This is a genomic window from Amycolatopsis speibonae, assembly GCF_042647925.1.
Taxonomy (GTDB): domain Bacteria; phylum Actinomycetota; class Actinomycetes; order Mycobacteriales; family Pseudonocardiaceae; genus Amycolatopsis; species Amycolatopsis speibonae.
This window is the reverse complement of record NZ_JBHRWK010000079.1, coordinates 13,781-29,101: the sequence shown is the minus strand read 5'-3', so window position 1 is coordinate 29,101 and position 15,321 is coordinate 13,781. Positions and strand designations below refer to the sequence as shown.

Here is a 15,321-nt window from a genome sequence, read left to right as displayed (position 1 = left end):
TGTCGAAACTCACCGGTGGACACGCCGAAACCCGAGGTCATCGACGTGTCCACTCAGTGAACCATTCACCTACATCGTGAGAAATCAGCGCGTTTTTGGTTTTCCGGCTGTTTTACCCGCTGACTTGCCCGCCGCTTTTCCGCCGACCTTGGGCCGTTGCTTCTTTTCCCGCACTCGGACATTCACCCGGACGGGGCTGCCTTCGAAGCCGAATCGCTCACGGAACTTGCGTTCGATGAACCGCCGATAGCCCGCTTCGAGGAATCCGGTGGTGAAAAGGACCAGCGTCGGCGGCCGAATGCCCGCCTGGGTCGCGAAGAGCACCTTCGGCTGCTTGCCGCCGCGCACCGGCGGCGGGGTCGCGGCGATGAGGTCGGCCAGCCAGCCGTTCAGCTGGCCGGTGGGAACCCGCTGGTCCCACGACTTCAGCGCGGTCCGCAGCGCGGGCGCGAGCTTGCGCACGGACCGGCCGGTGAGCGCCGAGATGTTGACCTTGTCCGCCCACGGCACCCGCACCAGGCCGCGGTCCAGCTCACGGACCATGGCGTGGCGGCGGTCCTCGTCGACGAGGTCCCACTTGTTGAAGGCGAGCACGCAGGCGCGGCCCGCCTCGACGACCATCGTCAGCACCCGCAGGTCCTGCTCCGAAAGCGGCTCCGCGGCGTCCAGCAGCACGATCGCGACCTCCGCCGCGTCGATCGCGGTCTTGGTCCGCAGCGACGCGTAGTACTCCGCGCCATTGGCCGAGTTGACGCGCTTGCGCAGCCCCGCGGTGTCGACGAACCGCCAGACGTCGCCGTCCAGCTCGACCAGCGAGTCGACCGGGTCGACGGTGGTACCGGCGACCGAGTCCACCACGGACCGCTCTTCGCCGGAGATCTTGTTCAGCAGGCTGGACTTGCCCACGTTCGGCTTGCCGACCAGCGCGACCCGGCGCGGGCCGGCGGTGGCGCGGTCGCCGTCGCGCGGCATCGACGGCAGCGCCTTGACAATGGCGTCGAGCAGGTCGCCCGAGCTACGCCCGTGCAGCGCGCTGACCGGGTGCGGTTCCCCGAGGCCGAGCGACCACAGCGACGCGGTGTCGGCGAGCAGGCGGTCGTCGTCGACCTTGTTGGCGACGAGCAGCACCGGCTTCTTCGAACGGCGCAGCACCTTCGAGGCGGCCTCGTCCGTCGCGGTCGCGCCGACGCTGGCGTCGATGACCAGCAGCACCGCGTCGGCGGTGGCCATCGCGATCTCGGCCTGCGCGGCGACGGAGGCCTGCAGCCCGGTGGCGTCCGGCTCCCAGCCGCCCGTGTCGACCAGGGTGAACCGGCGGCCCGCCCAGAAGGCGTCGTAGGCGACGCGGTCCCTGGTCACGCCGGGGACGTCCTGCACGACCGCCTCACGGCGGCCGAGAATACGGTTGACCAGGGTTGACTTGCCCACGTTCGGCCTGCCGACGACGGCGAGGACGGGCTGCGCGAGCTGCGCCTCCTCTTCGGCCTCGCCCGCGGCGATCTGCGCGTCCAGCGCGGTGAATTCGGACTCGTCGGACCAGGAGCCGTCGATCTCGCCGACTCCGTCAAACTCACTCATCAGTTACTTCACATTCTGTCGCGTGTCTTGGAGCCCGTGCTCCAAGCGCCATTCGTCCAGTGCCTTCACGAGGTCCGCGAGCGCGACACGAAGCCGCTCGGTTCCCTCCTCCAGCCCTGTCCTTCCCTTCCCGATTTCGGGAGTGAAAGGTTCGCCGACCATGATGTCGACGTGTGGCCGCCAGCGCCTCTTGGCGCCGGCGGGTTTGTACGTCCCCCGAGTGGCGACCGGAACCACGGTCGCCTTCCCGGCGCGGACCAGGAAGGCCGCGCCGCGCTCGAAGCTTTCGGCGTCACCGAGACCGCGGGTGCCTTCGGGGAAGATCCCGACCGCACCGCCGTCTTCGAGCACCTTGACCGCCGCCATCAGCGGCTTGCGGTCCACCGCGCCCCGTTTCACCGGGATCTGGCCCAGTTTCGGGAAGAACCAGCCGACGAAGCCCCGGAAGAGCTCCGCCTTGACCAGGAACGCGGTGCGCCGCGAGAACATTCCGAACAGCAGCGCCGGTTCGGCCATCGAGCTGTGGTTGGCCATGAACACCACCGGACCGGTCGACGGTACCCGCTCGGCGCCGTGGACCCTGACCCGGAAGGCGGGCCGGACGAGGAACCGGGAGATCCCCCTGCCGAAGGTGTGGAACGGGTCGCTCGCGCCCTCGGGCAGTCCTTTCGCGTTCACCGCGCGGCCTCGGCGGGGCAGCCTTCGAGAAGGCCGCGGTGCAGGGCCAGTTCCGCCAGGGCGACGATCACCTGGTCGATGTCGAGCGCGGAGGTGTCCACCTCGACGGCGTCTTCGGCGGCTCGCAGCGGGGACGCCGCCCGCGTGGAGTCCAGGCGATCGCGCCGTTCCACCGCGGCCTTCGCGACGGCGTGCGTGGATTCACGACCGGCGGCGGAGTCCTGCGCGCTGCGGCGCGCGGCGCGGACCTCGGCCGAGGCGGTGAGGAAGATCTTGAGCGGGGCCTCCGGCGAGACGACGGTACCGATGTCGCGGCCTTCGACCACGATGCCGCCCACCCGGCCGAGCACCTCGGCGATGATCTCGCGCTGCCGGTCGACCAGCAGTTCGCGGACCGCGGGGACGGCCGAAACCGGCGACACCGCGGTGGTGACGTCCCCGCCGCGGATCTCGGCGGCGACGTCCTCGCCCGCGAGGGTGACGGCCGCTTCGTCAGGGCTGGTCCCGATGCCGAGTTCGGCCTTGCGGGCGACATCGGCGACGGCGTCCGCGTCGGCCAGGTCGACCCCGGCGCGCAGGACGGCGAGGGTGGCCATGCGGTACATCGCGCCCGTGTCGAGATAGCCGGCACCGAGCTTCGTCGCGAGCTTCCGCGAAACCGTGGACTTCCCGGTCCCGGACGGGCCGTCCATCGCGACCACACCACGCAGGGCTCCCGCCACCGAAACTCTCCTCAGCTCATCCGTCGCTCATCTGATCGACGTCCATTCTGCCTGGTCGCGAACGACAGGCCTCGACCGCCCACGGCGAAGCGGCCGAATCAAGTTCCTAGCAGTGCTAGACAAACTATCGATACTATTGCTAGCGTCCACATTGTTCCTAGCACTGCTAGCTTCGGAGTCGGAGACCATGACCAGAATCAAGATCGCTTATGCCCTGTCCCTCGCCCTCGCGCTCTTCGTCCTCTACTTCGGCACCGGTTACGTGTTCTTCCCGGAGACCCAGACGGGCGGCTTCGGCCTGCCCGTCATGCCGATGAAGGGCGATCCGATCCTCGCGGTGAAGGGTGTCCGCGACATCGGCGCCGGACTCGTGGTCCTCGCGCTGCTCCTGTTCCGGAACGCCCGAGCACTGGGCTGGGCGCTCCTCGCGATGGCGTTCATCCCGTTCGGCGACATGCTGATCGTGCTGACCCACGACGGTTCCCCCGGCGCCGCGTTCGGGATTCACGGCGCGACGGCCACATTGATGGTGCTGGTCTCGGCGTTGCTCCTGATCCGTCCCGCGCAAAACGGACAGTGAGTTATCGTTGTTCACGTGAACGTCGAAGTGACCCCGCTCCCCGGAATAGGCGTCCGCAAGGACTTCGCCACCCGCAACGGCCGCCGTGTCGGCGTCGTGACCCATCGCGACGGTCACGTCGAGCTGATTCTGTCCAAAACGGACGATCCGGACGCCTGTTTGGCCTCACTTCCGCTCACCACCGACGAAGCGGGCGCGCTGGCGAACCTGCTCGGCGCGCCCCAGCTGGTCGCCCAGCTCACCGAGGAGCACCGGGACCTGCCCGGCATCAACACCAAGCAGCTGCCGATCAAGTCGTCGTCGCCGTTCGACGGGCGGACGCTGGGCGACACCGCCATGCGGACGCGCACGAGCGTCTCGGTCGTCGCGGTGATGCGGGCCGGTCAGGTCCACCCCTCCCCCACGCCGGACTTCAACCTCACCGCGGGCGACCTGCTCGTCGCGGTCGGCACGTCCGAAGGTCTCGAGGCCGCCGTCAAGATCCTGAAGTACGGCTGATCGCGGATGGATCACACCGCACTGTCCTTGATCGAACTCGGGGCGGTCTTCTTCGGGCTGGGCGCTTTAGGGCGCCTCGCCGGGAAGATCGGGATGTCCCCGATCCCGCTGTACCTGATCGGCGGCCTGTGCTTCGGGCAGGGCGGGCTCATCCCGCTCGGCGACATCGGCGACTTCACCCACCTCGCCAGCGAGATCGGTGTCGTCCTGCTGCTGCTCCTGCTGGGCCTGGAGTACTCCGCCGCCGAACTGTTCACCGGGCTGAAACGCTCGTGGATGGCGGGGGTCGTGGACATCGTGCTCAACGCCGCGCCGGGCGCGATCGTCGCGCTCATCCTCGGCTGGGGGCCGATCGGCGCGATCGTCATGGCGGGCGTCACCTACATCTCGTCGTCCGGGATCATCGCGAAGGTCCTCGGCGACCTGGGGCGGCTCGGTAACCGGGAAACGCCGGTGGTGCTGTCGATCCTGGTGTTCGAAGACCTGGTGATGGCGCTGTACCTGCCGATCCTCACCGCGGTGCTCGGCGGTGTCAGCTTCCTCGGCGGTTTGAAGGCCGTCGGGATCTCGCTGATGGTCATCACGGTGGTCCTGGTGATCGCGCTGAAGTTCGGCCGGTACGTCTCCGCCGCGGTGGACAGCCCGGACCGTGAAGTGTTCCTCCTCAAGGTCCTCGGCGCGGCCCTGCTGGTCGCCGGAATCGCTTCGGCGATGCAGGTGTCGGCCGCGGTCGGCGCGTTCCTGCTCGGTATCGCGATCTCGGGTTCGACGGCGGAGAACGCGACGCACATACTCGAACCGCTGCGGGACCTCTTCGCGGCCGTGTTCTTCGTCGTGTTCGGGCTCAACACCAACCCCGCGTCGATCCCGCCCGTGCTCGGCTGGGCGGTCGTCCTGGCGGTGGCGACCACGCTCACGAAGGTCGGCACCGGCTGGTGGGCCGCACGAAGACAAGGCATCGGGAAGATGGGCCGGGCTCGTGCCGGAGCGGCCTTGGTCGCCCGAGGCGAGTTCTCGATCGTCATCGCCGGGCTGGCGGTGGCTGCGGGCGCCGTGACCGGCGAACTCGCGGCACTCGCGACGGCGTACGTGCTCCTGATGGCGATCCTCGGCCCGACAGCCGCGCGGATCGTCGAGCCGGTGGCCCGCGCTTTGCAGCGCCGCCCCTTCGGTTCGAAGAGCCCCGCCTCGCAGACCGGCTGACCCCTCCCCCGCGCGCTATGAAAGGTCCTTTCCTTGCAAATTTTGCAAGGAAAGGACCTTTCATAGCATTGGCCTACCCGCGCTCAAGCCCCGAAACGGTGGCCGGAGCGATCCCCACCGGAGCCACCGGAAGCGCCGCTGGAACCCCCGACGGTCCAGAGCCCACCACAGGCAGCGCCAGCGAGGTCTTGCCGAGGTCCACCGTGATCTTCGGGTACTGCGACGGACCCGAGATGAACGAACCGTCCGTCCCGCCGATGATCAGCGCGAGCTGATGTCCTTGCGGGACAACATGATCCGTACTCGCCAGCCGGAATGTCACGGTGTACGGCTGCCCCGGCGTCAGCGGCGACTCCTGGCTCAGGGAACGGTAGTTGGCCAGATCCGCCCACCCGCGGCTGATGATGTTCAGCCCCACCGAGACCGCGTCGGTGCTCGTGTTCAGGTAGCAGGCGTCATTGCCGGAAGCGCTCGAACCCCAGCACGACTGCGTCATCTCGTTCTTGATGCCTTCCTTGGGCCCGGTGTAGTTCCGGATGGTCGCCGGGCCGTAGTCCACCAGGATCGCCGAGAGCCGCGCTGTGGACGTCGACGGCGTCGCGGTCACAGTCACCTTCGCCGTCCCGGACACCTGAAGGTCCTTCGCGAGCGCGCCGGTGCTGAACAGCACGCGTCCGCTCGCTGTCTCCGTCGGCCTCGCGGCCCAGCCGTTCGACGTCTGCCCCGAGGAGTCCGTGAACGACGCCGTGCCCGTTCCCGCGATCGTGCCGAGCGTGCCGACACCCGGCGTGCCGCCGGACGCGGGCCGCAGGGTGACAGCGTTCCCCGCGGGCCATGCGGCCTGGTCCACCCAGACATCGGGCTCGCGTTCCACACTCGCGCCAGGGGTCTTCTCGATGCCGTTGTCGACGCCGAGCAGGTAGTGGTCGAACCACTTGTGCAGGGTGTCGACCCAGGCCGAGCGCCGGTAGTCGAACGGGTCGACGTGGCCGGCCTGCGTGAGCCAGATCTTGCGCTCGACGTTCAGCGCTTCCCACCACTGCCCGAAGTTGATCGTCTTGACGTTCAGGTCGCCCAGGCCGTGCGAAGCGAGCACGCTGGCCTTCACCTTCGAGGCGCTCTGGACATAGTCCCTGTCGAGCCAGAACGCGTTGTAGTCGCCGTTCGAGGTCGCGCCCGCGGTGAGTTTCTGGTTCGCCGCGCCGCAGTTCTGCCCGCCGTTGCGCTGGGACACCGTCTGCGCCAGCCCCGCCGGGCTGCCCTGGCGCAGGCTCGCGCCGTCGGAGCGGTAGTAGTCGTACCAGGAGCTGATGGCACCGATCGGCACGATGGTCTTGAGCCCGTCGACACCGGTCGCGGCGACGCCGTTGGCCACCGTGCCGTCGTAGGACTTCCCGATCATGCCGACCGCGCCCGTCGACCAGGACGCGTTCGTCTTGGTCGAGCCCGTCGCGGTCGTGAAGCCGTTCGCCCGGCCGTTCAGCCAGTCGACGACCTTGCGCGCCGAGTTGACGTCCGAGGGCCCGCCGATGTCGGTGCAACCGCGCGACTTGTTGGTACCGGCCAGATCCACCAGGACCACGGCGTACCCGCGGGGCACGAAGAAGTTGTCGTAGTAGAGCGGGAACCCGACCGGCCTGCCCGCCGAGTCGTAGGTTTTGAGCTCGCTCTCGTTGCCGCGCCCGCAGCACGAGTAGTACGGGCTCGCGTCCATGATGACCGGGACCTTCTTGCCCTGCGCCGCCGGTTCCTTCGGGCGGATGATGTCGGCGGCGACCCGGTCCGAGCGGCCGTCGCCGTCCCCGTCGAGGCCGATGTCCACCCAAGCCGTCTCGCGGACGGCCTGGGCGAAGTCGTAGACCGGTTCGCTGCCCCGCGGTTTCGCCGCGGACTGCGGCGCCGCGACCACGGCCGCGGCGACCGCCAAAATCCCTGCCAGCACAACTGTTTTCACGGTTGAGCCCTTCCCCGTCGGCTGAAAGCCCGTCAGGAAGAGCTAAACGCGATGAACCACCAGTGCAGTAGAGCGGAAAGTCTTACAGATCGACAGCGCGGTAGAGCGAGCCGACCTCGCCGCGGTTCAGCCGCCGGATCGAGCCCGACCGCTGGGCGCCGAGCTGGACGTCGCCGAGCGCGGTCCGGACCAGTTTGCGCACCGGGTGCCCGGTGGCCGCCATCAGCCGCCGCACGACGTGCTTGCGCCCCTCGTGGATGACCAGCTCGATCTGGGTCCGCCCGGCCAGCATGTCCTTGACCCGGAACTGGTCGACCTTCACGATGCCGTCCGGCAGCTCGAAGCCCGCCCGCAGTTCCTTGCCAAGGCCGCGCGGGACGATGCCCTCTACCTCGGCGAAGTAGGTCTTCAGCACCTGGAACGACGGGTGCATCAGCCGGTGGCCGAGGTCTCCGTCGTTGGTGAGCAGAAGGAGACCTTCGGTGTTCTCGTCGAGCCTGCCGACGTGCACGATGCCGGGCGTCTCCTCGTACCGGCCGCGCAGGTAGTCGCCGACGCACGGGCGGCCGCGGTCGTCGCTCATCGTGCTGTGCACGCCCTTGGGCTTGTTCAGCACGAGGTACACGAGGTCCTCGCGGACCTGGACGCGGGTGCCGTCCACGTGGATCACGGAGTTGTCCGGATCGACCCGGCGGCCGAGTTCGGTGACCACCTTGCCGTCCACGCTCACGCGACCGCGCACGATCAGGTCCTCGGCCGCGCGCCGCGAGGCGACGCCGGCCTGCGAAAGGACCTTCTGCAGCCGAATGCCGTCGGGATGGGCGTCAGATGTCATCGATGGTGTCCACTTCGGGTAGCAAGGGAGCGATCGGGGGAAGGTCGGCCAGGGACGACAGTCCCAGTCGCTCCAGGAACAGCTCGGTCGTCACGTACAGCGTGCCAGTGGTTTCGGGGTCGGCCCCCATCTCCTCGATCAGGCCGCGCGCCAGCAGCGTCCTGACCACCCCGTCCACGTTCACACCTCGGACGGCGGCGACCCTGGCCCTGGTCACCGGCTGCCGATAGGCGATCACGGCGAGGCTCTCCAGCGCGGCTCGCGTCAGCTTGGAACGCTGGCCGTCGAGCAGAAGCTTCTCCACGAACGGGGCATAGACGTCCCTAGTGTAGAACCGCCACCCTTCGCCGACTCGGCGCAGGTCGATTCCGCTGGTCCGGTCGGTGAACTTCTGCGCCATCGTGCGCAGCGCGACGGTCACCCGCGACACGGGCTGGCCGACGGTTTCGGCGAGCGATTCCTCGTTGATCGGCGAGTCGACGACCAGGAGCAACGCCTCGAGCGCCGCTTCGAGCGCCTCGTCGGAGGTGACGTCGGGATAGTCGCCGTCCCCTGCCGCCACGAGCCCTTCGTCGGAAGACGGCTCGGCAACGGGCGCGTCGGGCTCCGAAGTCTCTTCGGGCGCCACTGGGGTGTCTTCGGTCTTCTCGGTCTCTTCGGTGTTCTCCGGGCTCACCCGTACTCCTCGTCTTCAACGGCGGCGCGGTCGTGTTCTGCCGCCACCGACGCCTCCGCCACGGACCCGCCGGTCCAGCGCACGTGCAGTTCGGCGAGCGCCTCCAGCTGCTCGAACTGGACCGTCGCCTCGCGGTACAGCTCCAGCAGCGCGAGGAACCGCGCCACGATCTCGACGGTGTGCTCGCAGTCCTCGACGAGCTCGGTGAAGGTCGCTTCGCCCCGTTCCGCGAGCTTGAGCCGCAGCAACGCGGCGTGCTCGCGCACCGAGACCCGGCCCATGTGGATGTGCGCGATCGACACCGTCGGCGGCGGCTTCGGCTTGAAGACCGCGACAGCGATCTCCGCGAACTTCGCCGGGTCGACACCGAGCATCACCTCGGGCAGCAGCCCCATGAACCGGTCTTCGAGCGCCACCGATCGCGGATACCGCCGCAGCGCGCCGGCCTCCAGCTCACCGAACAGCGCCGCGACCTGCTTGTACGCCCGGTACTGCAGCACTCGCGCGAACAGCAGGTCCCGAGCTTCGAGCAGGGCGAGATCGTCTTCGCTCTCCACTTCGGCGGCGGGCAGCAGCCGTGCCGCCTTGAGGTCGAGCAGGGTCGCCGCGATGACCAGGAACTCGGTCGTCTCGTCGAGGTTCCATTCCGTGCCGAGCGCGCGGGTGTAGGCGATGAAATCGTCCGTGACCCGGTGCAGCGCGACCTCGGTGACGTCGAGCTGGTGCTGCGAGATCAGCTGGAGCAGCAGGTCGAAGGGGCCCTGGAAGTTCGCCAGGTTCACCTTGAACTTGGACGTGCTCAGCTCTTCGCTGGCCAGTCCTTCGGGAACCATCCCGCCGTGCACGGTCTCGTGCACGGCGGGGGTCTCGTCTGCTTCTGTCCGCTCGACCGGCTCCGGGCCGCTGGGAGCAGCCGCGGCCGGGTCGTCCATCAGCTCTCGGTCTCTTTCCCGTCCTCGCTGCCCGCCCGCAATCGCTGGACGAGTACCGACTCTTCGCCCGCCGCGTCGAAGTCGGCCAGCAGGACGGCCACCGCCTCGCGGACCAGCCTGCCGCGATCGAGCACGAGCCCGTGCTTCGCCCGGAGGTTCAGCCTGGCCTGCTCCATCGCCAGCAGTTCGTCGCCGGAGACGTAGACGGTGATCTTCGCGTCGTGCTTGGTCCGCCCCGAACCGCTGCGCGCGGCACGGGTCAGCTGGTCCTTGTGCGCTGTCTCGTCCCCGGAACCGTTCCCGTTGCCGTTCCCCGTCGAGGGGGCGGGCTGCGCGGGCGCGGGCGGGAGATCGAGGGCCGGGCTGGAGGTGATCCTGAAAAGTTCGGACGCTCCGGGCAGGGAAGCTCGCCTGCTCACCGAGCGATCACCTCGCGTGCCAACGCGCGATAGGCCGCCGCGCCGGCTGATTTGGGAGCCCAGGTCGTGATCGGCTCGCCCGCGACCGTCGTCTCGGGGAACCGCACGGTGCGGTTGATCACCGTGTCGAACACGGTGTCGCCGAATGCCTCCACCACTCTCGCCATGACCTCCTTCGAGTGCAGGGTTCTCGGGTCGTACATGGTGGCGAGAATCCCGGTGATGTCCAGTTTGGGGTTGAGGCGTTCCTGCACCTTCTCGATGGTGTCGATCAGGAGCGCTACGCCTCGCAGACTGAAGAACTCGCACTCCAGCGGGATGATCACACCGTCCGCGGCGGTCAGTGCGTTCACCGTCAGCAGGCCTAGCGAGGGCTGGCAGTCGACAAGAACATAGTCGTAGTCGTTCATGACCGGACGAAGCACCCGTAACAAAGTGTGTTCGCGCCCTACCTCTGCGACCAACTGGACCTCGGCCGCGGACAGGTCGATGTTGCTCGGCAGCAGGTCGACGCCGTCCACCCGGGTCTTCCGGATGACGTCGGTGATGCTGACCGAGCGCTCCATGATGACGTTGTAGACCGTCTGGTCCAGTTCGTGCGGCTGAATGCCGAGACCGACCGAGAGCGCGCCCTGGGGATCGAAGTCGACCAGCAGCACCCGGCGGTCGCATTCGGCCAGCGCCGCGCCGAGGTTGATGGTCGAGGTGGTCTTGCCGACCCCGCCCTTCTGGTTGCACATGGCCATCACCAGTGCGGGACCGTGCCGCTCCAGCGGCCGCGGTTCGGGGATCTCGCGCAGCGGGCGGCCGGTCGGGCCGATGCCTTCCCTTTCGCGTTCCTGCTGCTTGGTTTCTTTGGCGCGCTTGGCCTTGCGGCCGCGGGAAGAGATCGTGTCCTCCGACGGTTCGTCGCCGTCGTGTTCGGCGGGGGTTGCGATGGTCACCTGATGGAGGCTCGCCGCGGCCGAACCAGCGGACGCGGACGGCTTCGCCGGCTCGTTCGGTGTCGACATGGCGCGAAATCTCCTCCTCGGCAGGGTCGTCGGCAGCCTATGCGCGATTCGCGAGTCGAGACAAAGAGGCTCGCCGGGACCGACAGGGTCGATTAGCCGAGCGCGCGGGGATGTGCTGTCGCGTAGACCTCGCGGAGCGTGGTGACCGTGACCAGCGTGTACACCTGGGTGGTGGTCACCGAGGCGTGACCGAGCAGTTCCTGTACGACGCGGACGTCCGCGCCGCCTTCGAGAAGATGCGTGGCGAAGGAATGGCGCAACGTATGCGGGGAAACTCCCGCCGTGATGCCCGCGGATTCCGCGGTGTCCTTGAGTACCTGCCACGCGCTCTGCCGGGAGAGCCGGGAGCCGCGGGCGTTCAGGAACATCGCCGGTGTCCCCCGGCCGTTCAGGGCGAGCGCCGGCCGCGCGCGGACGAGGTACGCGTGCACCGCTTCGAGCGCGGGACGGCCGATCGGCACGATCCGCTGTTTGCCGCCCTTCCCGTCGAGCAGCACGGTCCGTTCGGTGTCGTCGATGTCGTCGACGTCGAGCCCGACGGCCTCGGAGATCCGCGCGCCGGTGGAGTAGAGCAGTTCCAGCAGCGCCCGGTCCCGCAGCGGCCGTTCGCCCTCGGGAGGCGGGGCTTCCAGCAGTCTCAGCACGTCGTCGACCGGCAGCGCCTTGGGCAGCCGCTTGGCCGCGGCGGGCGGGCGGACCTCACGGGCCGGGTCGTTCTCGGTGATGCCGTCGGCGTGCGCGAACTTGTGCAGCCCCCGCACCGCGACCAGCGCGCGGGCCGCCGAGGACGCGGCCAGCGGCTGATGTTCTTCGTCGCCTTCACGCAGCGCGGCGCCGAACGAGGTGATGTGCGCCGAGGTGACGTCGGTGAAACGCTCGACGTCGGCGTCGCCGAGGTACGCGGTGTAGCGGCGCAGGTCGCGGGAGTAGCTGTCGAGGGTGTTCCTCGCTGTTCCGCGCTCGACCACCAGATGGTCGAGGTAAGCGCCGACCACCTGGGCGACTCCAGCACCGCCGGCCCGTGACACACGGACACTCTAGGACCACCGGGACCCATTCGGGTGTTCGCCGCGCATACCGCGTCGCGGGTGTGAAACGGGCTACCTTGGGAGCATGTCCGAGCAACCGGGTCCGGAGGAAATGCGCGTCGGCACCGCCGAACGCGAAGAGGCGGCGCGCCTGCTCGCCGATCACTACAGCCAGGGCAGGATCACGCCCGACGAGTACGAGGGCCGGGTCCTCGCCGCGTACGAGGCCGCGACGCTCGGCGAAATCCGGCCGTTGTTCCAGGACCTGCCCGCGCCGCATCCGACTTTCCTGGCACCGCGGTTCGAGCCGCCGCCCTTCGTCCCCGTCTACCAGCAGCCTGTCGCGATCCTGCCGTACTCGCCGAAGTCGAAGGTCGCCGCCGGGGTGCTGCAGATCGTGCTGCCGTTCGGGATCGGGCGCTTCTACACCGGCCATGTCGGGATCGCGCTCGCCCAGCTGGCGGTCGTGGTGTTCACTTGCGGCATCGGGGTGGTCTGGCCGATCGTCGACGGGATCGTTCTGCTGGCGAACGGCGGCACCGACGCGCAAGGCCACCGTCTCCGCGACTGAGCCCCTCGGTCAACCACCGTCTCCCGGACACCTACTGCCGGCCGGTTCCGTGTGTCGCCCGTCTGATCACGCGTGTTCGCCATCCAAACACGCGAGTCACGTGCCTGATCACGCGTGTTCGCCTTTCAAGCACGCGAGTCCCGCCAGGGAACGGCGGCACCGACGCGCAGGGCCACCGTCCGCGCGACTGAGCTCCCCGGCTCCCGAATGCCATGAAAGGTCCTTTCCTTGCAAATTTCGCAAGGAAAGGACCTTTCATAGCGCGCGAAGGGGGCTAGAGACCGCGTGAAGCGAACTTCGTCGGCCGGGTCTCCCAAGGCGCGTCCGCGGGCCGCGTCGAAGCCGCCCCCGAAAGCACCGTGTGCGCGGCCAGCACGCCACCGACGGTCGCCCCGTTCACCAGCTCACCGGCCAGCGCCATCCGGACCGCCTCGGCGAGCGGGAACTTCCGCATGACCAGGTCGGCCTCCTCCTCGCCGAGGACCTCCCTGTCCACTTCGGACAGTTCGCGGGCGAGGTAGACGCGGACGACCTCGTCGGTGAAGCCGGGCGACGCCGCGACGTCGACCAGGGTCTCCCAGCGCTCGGCGCTGAGCCCGACCTCCTCGACCAACTCGCGTTTCGCCGCGCCGACGGGGTTCTCCCCCGCTTTGTCGATCAGCCCGGCCGGCAGTTCCCACAGCCGCCGCCCGACCGGGTGGCGGTACTGGTGGATCAGCGTGACCGCGCCGTCGGCGTCGAGTGCGACGACGGCGACGGCGCCGAGGTGCTCGACGACCTCACGGCGGGCGGTGCCGCCGCCGGGCATCACGACCTCGTCGACCCGCAGCCCCACGACACGTCCGATGTGGACGTCCCTTGTGGACGCGACGGTGAACTCGTGCTTACCGGGCTCGGTCACCGCGCTCCCGTCTGAGCGGCTTCGGGCAGCTCGACCGGCAGCCGCTCGGCGACCTTGCGGTCCACGACGGCCTTCACGAACGCGCTGAACAGCGGGTGCGGACGGGTCGGGCGGCTCTTGAGCTCCGGGTGCGCCTGGGTGCCGACGAAGAACGGGTGCTTGTCGGCGGGCAGCTCCACGAACTCGACCAGGTGGTCGTCGGGCGAGGTACCCGAGAACACCAGACCGGCCTCGGAAAGGCGCTTGCGGTAGGCGTTGTTGACCTCGTAGCGGTGACGGTGCCGCTCGGAGACCTCGGTGCTGCCGTACGCCTTCGCGACCTGCGAGCCCGGCTTGAGTTTGGCGGTGTAGGCGCCGAGCCGCATCGTGCCGCCCATGTCGCGCTCGCCCGCGACGACGTCGCGCTGGTCGGCCATCGTGGAGATGACCGGGTTCGGGCCGTCCTCGAACTCGGCCGAGTTCGCGTCGGAGATCCCGGCCAGGTTCCGCGCCGCGTCGATCACCATGCACTGCAGGCCGAGGCAGAGGCCCAGCAGCGGCAGCCCGTGCGTCCGGGCGTAGGCGATGGCGCCGACCTTGCCCTCGATGCCGCGCACGCCGAACCCGCCGGGCACCAGCACACCGTCCACATCGGACAGCGCCGCGGCCGCACCGGCCGGGGTCTCGCAGGAGTCCGAGGGGACCCACGAGATCTGGACCTTGGCGCGGTGGGCGAACCCGCCCGCGCGCAGCGCCTCGGTCACCGACAGATACGCGTCCGGCAGGTCGATGTACTTGCCGACGAGCGCGACCCGCACCGTCTCCGACGGGTTGTGCACCCGGTCGAGCAGGTCGCCCCACACGGTCCAGTCGACGTCGCGGAACGGCAGCCCGAGGCGGCGCACCACGTAGGCGTCGAGCGCCTCACGGTGCAGCACCTTCGGGATGTCGTAGATCGACGGCGCGTCGGGACAGGCGATGACGGCCTCGGTGTCGACGTCGCACATCAGGCCGATCTTGCGCTTGAGGTCCTCCGGCAGCTCACGGTCGGCGCGGCAGACGAGCGCGTCCGGCTGGATGCCGATGTTGCGCAGCGCCGCGACCGAGTGCTGGGTCGGCTTGGTCTTCAGCTCGCCCGACGGGGCGAGGTACGGGACCAGCGAGACGTGGAGGAAGAAGCACTGGTCGCGGCCGACGTCGTGGCGGACCTGACGGCAGGCCTCCAGGAACGGCAGCGACTCGATGTCGCCGACGGTGCCGCCGACCTCGGTGATCACGACGTCCGGGCTGTTCCCGTCCTCGTCCGCGCCCGCCGCGGCGGTGATCCTGGCCTTGATCTCGTCGGTGATGTGCGGGATGACCTGCACGGTGTCGCCGAGGTACTCACCGCGACGCTCCTTGGCGATGACCTCGGAGTACACCTGCCCGGTGGTGACGTTGGCCTTGCCGTCGAGAGCCCGGTCGAGAAAACGCTCGTAGTGCCCGATGTCCAGATCGGTTTCGGCGCCGTCGTCGGTGACGAACACCTCACCGTGCTGGAACGGGTTCATGGTGCCTGGATCGACATTGAGGTACGGATCCAGCTTCTGCATCGTGACCCGGAGCCCACGTGCGGTAAGGAGCTGACCCAGGCTGGAAGCCGTGAGTCCCTTACCCAGAGAGGAGGCAACGCCTCCGGTGACAAAGACATACTTGGTAGCCCGCGACTGAAGTCCCACGGGCTTCCACCTTATCGCACGCCCGCCGAAGCGCTC

At 68.8% G+C, this 15,321-nt stretch carries 16 protein-coding genes; 4 read left to right on the top strand and 12 right to left on the bottom strand.

Going from position 1 to position 15,321, the window contains the following annotated elements:
* Positions 1–84: 84 nt before the first annotated feature.
* Genes der through cmk form a run of 3 tightly spaced genes read right to left on the bottom strand, consistent with a single transcriptional unit; the run spans position 85 to position 2,957 of the window.
* Positions 85–1,578: a ribosome biogenesis GTPase Der gene (der, locus tag ACFOSH_RS36910; protein WP_378245105.1), complete on the bottom strand. Its 1,494-nt coding sequence runs from the start codon at positions 1,576–1,578 to the stop codon at positions 85–87.
* Between the two features lie 3 nt (positions 1,579–1,581).
* Positions 1,582–2,256, bottom strand: a complete 675-nt coding sequence (locus tag ACFOSH_RS36905; protein ID WP_378245103.1) for a lysophospholipid acyltransferase family protein — start codon at positions 2,254–2,256, stop codon at positions 1,582–1,584.
* Positions 2,253–2,957 carry a (d)CMP kinase gene (gene cmk / locus ACFOSH_RS36900; protein WP_378245341.1) on the bottom strand — a complete coding sequence of 235 codons (705 nt, stop codon included), beginning with the start codon at positions 2,955–2,957 and terminating at the stop codon, positions 2,253–2,255. Before cmk ends, ACFOSH_RS36905 begins: the two co-directional genes overlap by 4 nt.
* A 208-nt stretch (positions 2,958–3,165) precedes the next feature.
* Here cmk and ACFOSH_RS36895 point away from each other — a divergent pair, with 208 nt between their 5' ends.
* From ACFOSH_RS36895 to ACFOSH_RS36885, 3 genes are read left to right on the top strand one after another with little or no spacing between them, the layout of a single operon-like run.
* Positions 3,166–3,558, top strand: a complete 393-nt coding sequence (locus ACFOSH_RS36895) for a DUF4267 domain-containing protein (RefSeq protein ID WP_378245101.1) — start codon at positions 3,166–3,168, stop codon at positions 3,556–3,558.
* Between the two features lie 15 nt (positions 3,559–3,573).
* Positions 3,574–4,056, top strand: coding sequence for a cation:proton antiporter regulatory subunit (locus ACFOSH_RS36890; protein ID WP_378245099.1), 483 nt, complete (start codon positions 3,574–3,576; stop codon positions 4,054–4,056).
* A 6-nt stretch (positions 4,057–4,062) separates the two neighbouring features.
* On the top strand, positions 4,063–5,259 hold the full coding sequence (locus tag ACFOSH_RS36885; RefSeq protein WP_378245097.1) for a cation:proton antiporter: 1,197 nt from the start codon (positions 4,063–4,065) through the stop codon (positions 5,257–5,259).
* A gap of 73 nt (positions 5,260–5,332) precedes the next feature.
* On the opposite strand, the gene ACFOSH_RS36880 is transcribed toward ACFOSH_RS36885, so the two are convergent.
* The 7 genes from ACFOSH_RS36880 to xerD form a co-directional block, all read right to left on the bottom strand.
* Complete coding sequence (locus tag ACFOSH_RS36880) at positions 5,333–7,201, bottom strand: Xaa-Pro dipeptidyl-peptidase (RefSeq protein ID WP_378245339.1); 1,869 nt, start codon at positions 7,199–7,201, stop codon at positions 5,333–5,335.
* 94 nt (positions 7,202–7,295) lie between these two features.
* On the bottom strand, positions 7,296–8,048 hold the full coding sequence (locus tag ACFOSH_RS36875) for a pseudouridine synthase (RefSeq protein WP_378245095.1): 753 nt from the start codon (positions 8,046–8,048) through the stop codon (positions 7,296–7,298).
* The gene (gene scpB, locus ACFOSH_RS36870; RefSeq protein WP_378245093.1) at positions 8,038–8,724 is read right to left on the bottom strand and encodes an SMC-Scp complex subunit ScpB; all 687 of its coding nucleotides are present in this window, start codon (positions 8,722–8,724) and stop codon (positions 8,038–8,040) included. The genes ACFOSH_RS36875 and scpB overlap by 11 nt, the downstream gene beginning before the upstream one ends.
* Complete coding sequence (locus ACFOSH_RS36865; RefSeq protein ID WP_378245091.1) at positions 8,721–9,656, bottom strand: segregation and condensation protein A; 936 nt, start codon at positions 9,654–9,656, stop codon at positions 8,721–8,723. The genes scpB and ACFOSH_RS36865 overlap by 4 nt, the downstream gene beginning before the upstream one ends.
* Entirely contained in the window at positions 9,656–10,075 is a 420-nt protein-coding gene (locus tag ACFOSH_RS36860) for a cobyrinic acid a,c-diamide synthase (RefSeq protein ID WP_378245089.1), read from the bottom strand. Before ACFOSH_RS36860 ends, ACFOSH_RS36865 begins: the two co-directional genes overlap by 1 nt.
* Positions 10,072–11,088 (bottom strand): ParA family protein, encoded by a 1,017-nt coding sequence (locus ACFOSH_RS36855; RefSeq protein ID WP_378245087.1) that lies wholly within the window; start codon positions 11,086–11,088, stop codon positions 10,072–10,074. Before ACFOSH_RS36855 ends, ACFOSH_RS36860 begins: the two co-directional genes overlap by 4 nt.
* A 92-nt stretch (positions 11,089–11,180) precedes the next feature.
* Positions 11,181–12,083: a site-specific tyrosine recombinase XerD gene (gene xerD / locus ACFOSH_RS36850; RefSeq protein WP_378245337.1), complete on the bottom strand. Its 903-nt coding sequence runs from the start codon at positions 12,081–12,083 to the stop codon at positions 11,181–11,183.
* Positions 12,084–12,201: 118 nt separating this feature from the next.
* Here xerD and ACFOSH_RS36845 point away from each other — a divergent pair, with 118 nt between their 5' ends.
* Positions 12,202–12,687: a DUF1707 domain-containing protein gene (locus tag ACFOSH_RS36845; protein WP_378245085.1), complete on the top strand. Its 486-nt coding sequence runs from the start codon at positions 12,202–12,204 to the stop codon at positions 12,685–12,687.
* Between the two features lie 274 nt (positions 12,688–12,961).
* On the opposite strand, the gene ACFOSH_RS36840 is transcribed toward ACFOSH_RS36845, so the two are convergent.
* Entirely contained in the window at positions 12,962–13,588 is a 627-nt protein-coding gene (locus ACFOSH_RS36840) for an NUDIX domain-containing protein (RefSeq protein WP_378245083.1), read from the bottom strand.
* Entirely contained in the window at positions 13,585–15,285 is a 1,701-nt protein-coding gene (locus ACFOSH_RS36835) for a CTP synthase (RefSeq protein ID WP_378245081.1), read from the bottom strand. The genes ACFOSH_RS36840 and ACFOSH_RS36835 overlap by 4 nt, the downstream gene beginning before the upstream one ends.
* Positions 15,286–15,321 lie beyond the last annotated feature (36 nt).